This window comes from Nonomuraea antimicrobica (genome assembly GCF_039536965.1).
Taxonomy (GTDB): domain Bacteria; phylum Actinomycetota; class Actinomycetes; order Streptosporangiales; family Streptosporangiaceae; genus Nonomuraea; species Nonomuraea antimicrobica.
In genome coordinates this window covers 23,602-29,846 of the sequence record NZ_BAAAZP010000179.1, presented here as the reverse complement: position 1 = coordinate 29,846, position 6,245 = coordinate 23,602, and the positions used below count along the sequence as shown (strand labels likewise).

Sequence of the window (6,245 nt, the reverse complement as noted above, 5' to 3'; positions counted from 1 at the left end):
GCACGCCGATCCTGTCTGATTCTTTCCAAGATCTGTATCACGAAGTCAGACGCAACCCAGCAACCTCACGTCGCCGGGTCTTCTCGCTCCCTCACATCCCATCCTGAATGACGCCTGTATCACCGTCTTGAACCTCCGCGCACCATCGGCGACGCCTGCCCTGGCGACCGTGAAGTCGGCACCCGTGAGCCGAGGTCGGACGGAATTGAACGTGTCGCCTGCCAGGTATCGCGAAAGAGCGGCGGGGTCCCTGGTGAAGGCCTTTCATTCAGGCTGAACTCGCCGCCCTTGGCGGAACAAGTCATAGGTTTGGGTTCTCCAAAGTGCTCGGAGGGCCCCGTGACCGAGGACAGCTCACCGCTCCCAGCACGCCGCCGGCGCCCCCGCGAAGACGGGCAGGGACAGCGCGGCAAGCGCGTCAACCTCCGCCTGTCCGATGCCGAGCACACCACCCTGGAGACGGTCGCCGCGCGGCACGGGACCACTCTGGCGGAATACGTGAGCGCGGCCGCGCCATCCGGTTCCAGCCCGCGCCGGCACCGCCACCACCGGCCGCCAGCCCGGCCGTCAACCTCGAGCCGCGGCCGCCGTCGACCGCGGCCGATTGGACCAAGCAGCTCGCCGAGCTCGCCCGCCAGTTGGAGGCCGGCGACACGCCCGCAGGCGACCACTGGTATCACGAACGCCTGTACGGCGCGTTAGTCACGGCCGTCATGGCGCTAGGACACGCCCACCCCGGAGGCCTCGACCGGCTCCAGCCACGCCGCTGACAGCTCCGCCGGCGGCCGGGATATCGCCTCCCACACCAGGCATCTTCTCCGGCAGGAGCGGCGAGTCGATGGGGACATTTCGCTGCTCTGCGTCCAGCAGCATGATGAGAATCATCTCCAGGCCGGGCACCCGGAGATCACATCACCTGCCATCCGATAGATCAAAGTGACGGACAGTTACGCATCTACTCGTACCGGCACGCCCTGCGCATGACGTGAATGCTTACGCAAGACCGTCTTGCCCTTAACGCCCGGCTTCGCGGTGATAACGATCCGTAACTCTCCCGGAAGGCGGTCTTCAGACGCGACCGCCCGGAGTGCGCATGTGCGCAAATCCCCGCAACCGTACATACGTAACCGCCATCGTCTCAGCTCAAACATCCTGAATTAGATAAGCTGCGCACACCTTAGACCTTTGCGTCATATCCGAAAAGTATTGACATACAGTGGATCACGGCTAGATCATGGCTCCTGTCACCAAGGAGCCGCGTGACATAGCGCAGTCAAGGCACTACTGTCCATCATTCGATAGTTCATCGGCCGGCTGGACGCAATCCCGCTTGAATGGGGCGCGGGGTGCAATTGCGTGTAAACCTTTATGGCTTGGGCCGAAGTCCCGGCACTGTTCTGATTGTGTACGGCATTGTCGCCGCCCGCTCGCGTCATGATGCGGTGGCGGTTCGCCATGAGCTCCGAAGGGTTCAACTTGTTGTCATCCATTACCCTCGAAGACTTCATGACCGATCCATACGCCATTTATCGGTCGATGCATTCACAGGCGCCACTGACACCCGTCGGCCCGGCCGACTTCCTTGTGACCGACCCTACGCTAATCCTCGATATCTTCGAGCAGCATGACAGATTCACCAGTGTTCACAACTTAGAGGGCCAGGTTCCGGTCTGCGACGAGGCGCGGGCCATTTTGGACCAGACGCTGTTCTATCGGGGCGCGCTCTTCAACGAAACGCCGCCGGCTCACTCCGCCTTCCGTAAAACGTTCATCAGGCCGTTCACGCCTGCCGTGGTGGAGACGCTGGAGCCGAAGATCCGCGAGTTGGCTACCGTCATGTGCGGCGACCTGTCCGGCCGCCGTTCCTTCGACGTCATGCAAGAACTGGCGCTGCCGCTGCCAATCAAGATCATCTCAGACCTGATCGGCATTCCGGAGGGCGACCGGCAGCAGGTCAAGGAGTGGAACAACCTCTGGGTGGCGCTGCAGGTGGCGCCGCTGCCGGAGGAGCACCAGGTGGGCGCGGCCATGGCGGTGCGCGCGTACGAGGACTACGTGCGCAAGCTGATCGAGGACATCGGCGCCGAGCGGCGGCCGAGCCTCATCCTCGACATGGCGGACGCCATCGGCACCCCAGGCGCCGTGCACGACGTGGACGACATCATCGTCGCCATCCGGGTCATGATCGCAGCCGGGCACGAGACCACGTCCGGGCTGATCGGTAACGCCGTCAACAGGCTCATCGAGACCGGCCGCTGGGCGGAGCTGGGCGCGAGTCCGGCGGCCATCCCCGAGTTCGTCGAGGAGACGATGGCCATCGACCCCCCGGTGCAGAGCGCCCCGCGCTCGGTCGAGGAGGACACAGAGATCCGCGGCGTCACCGTCCCCGCGCGCTCCCGGCTGCACTTGGCGATCGGCGCGTACGCGGTGCTGGGCCTGCAGAACGGTGGCCAGAACGGCGACGCCGACAAGCCCGCCGTGCACAAGCACATCGGGTTCGGGCATGGCATCCACCGATGCATGGGCTCCCACCTCGCGCGCATCGAGGCGCGCATCGCGCTGGAGACGCTGCTGACGGCCATCCCGGCCGTGCCGCACTACGACGAGTCGGCGCCGCCTCTCCGCCTGCCCGGAGGCTTCGTCTTCCGGAGTTTCAGCTCCCTTCCCATCTCCTGGTGAGGACGTCTCCACCATGGCTGTCAAACCGCCGTTGGTTCCGCATGCCAAGCCGCTCATCGGACACATTCTCGACATCTGGCAGGACCCGCTGAAGTTCTTCAGCTCCGCCGCCCAGGTCGCGCCGCTGTCGCGCATCAAGATCGGGTGGAAGGACGCCTGCCTCATCTCCAACCACGAACTGCTGTACCAGATCCTGGTCCCCGAGGCCAAGAAGTACGACAAGGGCATCCAGTACGAGCGGGCCCGCGCCATGCTCGGCAACGGCGTATTGCTCGCGGAGGGCGACCTCCACCTGCGGCAGCGCCGACTGATGCAGCCCATGTTCAACAAGCCCTCCGTAAACGACTACATCGACGCCATGCACACCTACAGCACGGCGATGGTGGAGTCGTGGGCAGACCGCGACGTGGTGGAGCTCTACCCCGAGTTCTACCGGCTGGCCACCCGGGTCGTGATCGACACGCTGTTCTCCACCAAGATGAGCGAGAGTGACGTGGAGCTTGTCCGCGCCAAGATGCCCATCGTCATCTCCGGCATCGAGAAGCGCGGTGCCCTGCCGCCGCGGCTGTTCGACACCATCCCCACCCCGGAGAACCGCGCGTTCTACTCCGCCATCTCCGACCTGCGCTCCCTCGGCGACCGGCTGGTCGACGCCCGGCTGCGCATGAAGCGCGAGCGGGAGGACCGAGCCGACCTTATGGACGTGCTGACCGAGACCGACGACGAGGTGGCCCGTCGCGACAACGACCGCGCGCAGATCCTCAACGAGTTCCTGACCTTCCTCACGGCCGGTTCCGAGACCACGCCGAGCGCCATCGCCTGGTCCTGCTACCTGCTGGGCCGCCACCCGGAGATCCAGGAGGAAGTGCGCGCCGAGGTCGCCGGCTTCGACCCGGGCGCCAACACGGTGGCCGCCATCCAGCAGCTCCCACTGCTGCAGGCCGTGGTCAAGGAGGCGCTGCGCCTCTACCCGCCAGTGTGGGCACTGGGGCGGCGCACCCTGCAGACAGCCACCCTCGGTGGGTACGAGCTGCCCCCCGGCACGCAGGTCTTCTATTCGGTGTACTCGATCCAGCGGGACGAGAACGTCTACGACGAGCCGAACGAGTTCCGGCCACGCCGCTGGATCGGCGACGACAAGAAGTACCCGCGTACGGCCTTCCTGCCGTTCGGTGCCGGGGTGCGCAACTGCATCGGTGAGCACTTCGCCTGGATCGAGATCTCCATCGCGATCGTCAACATCCTCAAGCGTTACGAGCTGTCCCTCCAGCCCGGCCAGCAGGTGCCGCCCGCGGCCATGGGTGCTCTGGTGCCTGGCAACCTGCCAATGCGGTTAAAGCGGCTGGTGGCGCAATGAGCCCGACCGAAACGCGACTGGTCGAGCACGTACGGGCGAACGTGGCACGGCTGCTGGACGAGTTCGCCGCGCTCACCGCCGGCTCGCGGTCCACCGGCACGGGGGTGGCGGCCTTCACTCAGCGGCTGTCCGACTACGTCGCGCGGTTCGGCAGCATGCGGCGCACCCGCGTGGCGGCGCACGCCCTCGACGGCTACCGGCGTACCGACGAGGCCACCGTCGCCATGCTCGGCCACGCCTGCGCCGCGCTGGAGCTGTTTCACGCGGCCGCGCTGATCCACGACGACATCATCGATGAGAGCCCCACCCGGCGGAATCACCCGGCCTTTCACCTCGGTTGGGTTGGCGCGGACCTGACCGGTGGCGCCGACGGGCGGGTGACGGCGCCGGTCTCCGCGCTGATTCCCTCGGCCCGGCTCGGCATCGCGGCCGGGCTGCTGGGCGGCGACGCGCTGCTTGTGCTGACCGCCCGCGCCATCGACCGCATCCCCTCGCCGGCCCGCGACCGCGTGGGCGGGTTCTTCCAGGAAATACAGCTACGCACCGTGGTCGGCGAGTTCCAGGACTCCGTGCTGGAGTACCAGGGGGTGCACGCCACTCGCGCGGCTATTACCGACATGTCGGTGAACAAGACCGCCTGGTACACCGTGATCGCGCCCATGGTCCTGGCCGCCCACTGCGCCGAAGTCGACACGGACCCGCTGCTCATCGACGCGGGCTCGGCGTTCGGGGAGGCGTTCCAACTGCTCGACGATCTGATCGAGGTGTACGGCGAGCCCGTGGTGACCGGCAAGAACCCGCTGGACGACCTGAAGGCGGGAAAGGCGACCCTGCTGCACCACATCGTCGCCACCAGCTGCACGCCCACGGAGCGGACGGTACTTGCCCAGGTGTACGACTGCGGCGACGGCACCGAGCACGATCTCGAACAGTACCGCCGATTGATCGACGCCAACGCCGCGCACGTGACCGGCCACCTGCGCGGCCTCATGGACCGGGCCCGGTCGCTGCTTCGCGAGGCCGGATTCCGCGAGCAGACGGTGGATCGCATCGAACGCGAGTTGAGTCCTCACTTCCAGATCCCAGTCCCCCTGCACGAGAGCGCTTAGCAGATGGCAGTGAACTTCACCCTTCCCCTGGCAGGCACCCATGTGCTACTGCCTCAGTACGAGCACTGCGTACCCGCGCTGGAGCGCCCCGACAATGACCAGGTCGTCGCCGACAGCCAGGAATGGTGCCGGCAGGGCCTGTCTGACCTGTTACCGCCCGCGGACCTGGACACGCTGCTGGCCGAGCGCGCGTCGCTCTGGACCGCCCTGGTCCTGCCCACCGCGCCCTACGAGTTCCTCGTTGCCGCAGCGCAGTACACCGAATACCTGTCGATCCTTGACAACGCGCTGGTGGACAAGGACCGGCTCGGCAGCGACCCGCTGTACGCGGCGGAGCTGAAGGCGGCCATCGACGTGCTGTTCGACGACAAGCAGGTGGACACTCCGGCCAACGAAGAGCTCACCGTCTGGTTCAAACCGCTGTACGACTGCCTGTCCACGCTGCGCGGCCACCTGACCCCCCAAACCTGGGATCGCCTCCATGACGAGGTCGAGCGCTTCCTGATCGGCTGCGTCGAAGAGGTCAACTACCGCAACTCCGACGCCGTCTACCCCTTTGCCGCCTACCTGCGGATGCGCCGCAACAGCGTCGGCATGGGCATGTACTTCGCGCTGGGAGAGGCGCTGGCGCCACCGTTCGAGGCGGAGACGGTGGACGGGTCGGCCTACCGCGAACGGCTGCTGACATACGCCCTCGATCACATCGCGTTGAGTAACGACATGTTCTCGTTCCGCACCGAGGCTGACGCCGACGACGCGGTCAACGCCGTGGCCACGCTGATCCTCAGCGAGGATCTCTCGGTCCAGGAGGCGTTCGACCGGGTGGGGCTCGAAGTGCAGCGCACCGAGACGGCGTTCCGGCGCACGCTACGCGAGACCGTCGCGGTGCTGGGGCCGGACCACGCGGTGAGCGTGTACGGCGGCAAGGTATGGCACATGATGTGCGGCAATGTGGACTGGTCCTTCCGCACCACGCGATACAACGGAGAAAGGCATCAGTGGGATGGCCGGTATCCTCAGGTCGTTCAGTTCGAGGAGGGCAGCACCCTCTTCACCGACAAGAACTACGCCTCCCTCATCGCGGAGGGCCTGGTCTGACC

Annotated in this window: 4 protein-coding genes; all 4 read left to right on the top strand. The window is 66.1% G+C overall.

Annotated elements, in window-relative coordinates; all coding sequences use genetic code 11:
- Nucleotides 1-1,455 precede the first annotated feature (1,455 nt).
- From ABD844_RS41670 to ABD844_RS41655, 4 genes are read left to right on the top strand one after another with little or no spacing between them, the layout of a single operon-like run.
- The gene (locus tag ABD844_RS41670; RefSeq protein ID WP_344891412.1) at nucleotides 1,456-2,679 is read left to right on the top strand and encodes a cytochrome P450 family protein; all 1,224 of its coding nucleotides are present in this window, start codon (nucleotides 1,456-1,458) and stop codon (nucleotides 2,677-2,679) included.
- Between the two features lie 13 nt (nucleotides 2,680-2,692).
- Nucleotides 2,693-4,036 (top strand): cytochrome P450, encoded by a 1,344-nt coding sequence (locus tag ABD844_RS41665; RefSeq protein ID WP_344891410.1) that lies wholly within the window; start codon nucleotides 2,693-2,695, stop codon nucleotides 4,034-4,036.
- Complete coding sequence (locus ABD844_RS41660) at nucleotides 4,033-5,145, top strand: polyprenyl synthetase family protein (RefSeq protein ID WP_344891407.1); 1,113 nt, start codon at nucleotides 4,033-4,035, stop codon at nucleotides 5,143-5,145. The genes ABD844_RS41665 and ABD844_RS41660 overlap by 4 nt, the downstream gene beginning before the upstream one ends.
- Nucleotides 5,146-5,148: 3 nt before the next feature.
- Nucleotides 5,149-6,243, top strand: a complete 1,095-nt coding sequence (locus ABD844_RS41655) for a terpene synthase family protein (RefSeq protein WP_344891404.1) — start codon at nucleotides 5,149-5,151, stop codon at nucleotides 6,241-6,243.
- Nucleotides 6,244-6,245: the final 2 nt, after the last annotated feature.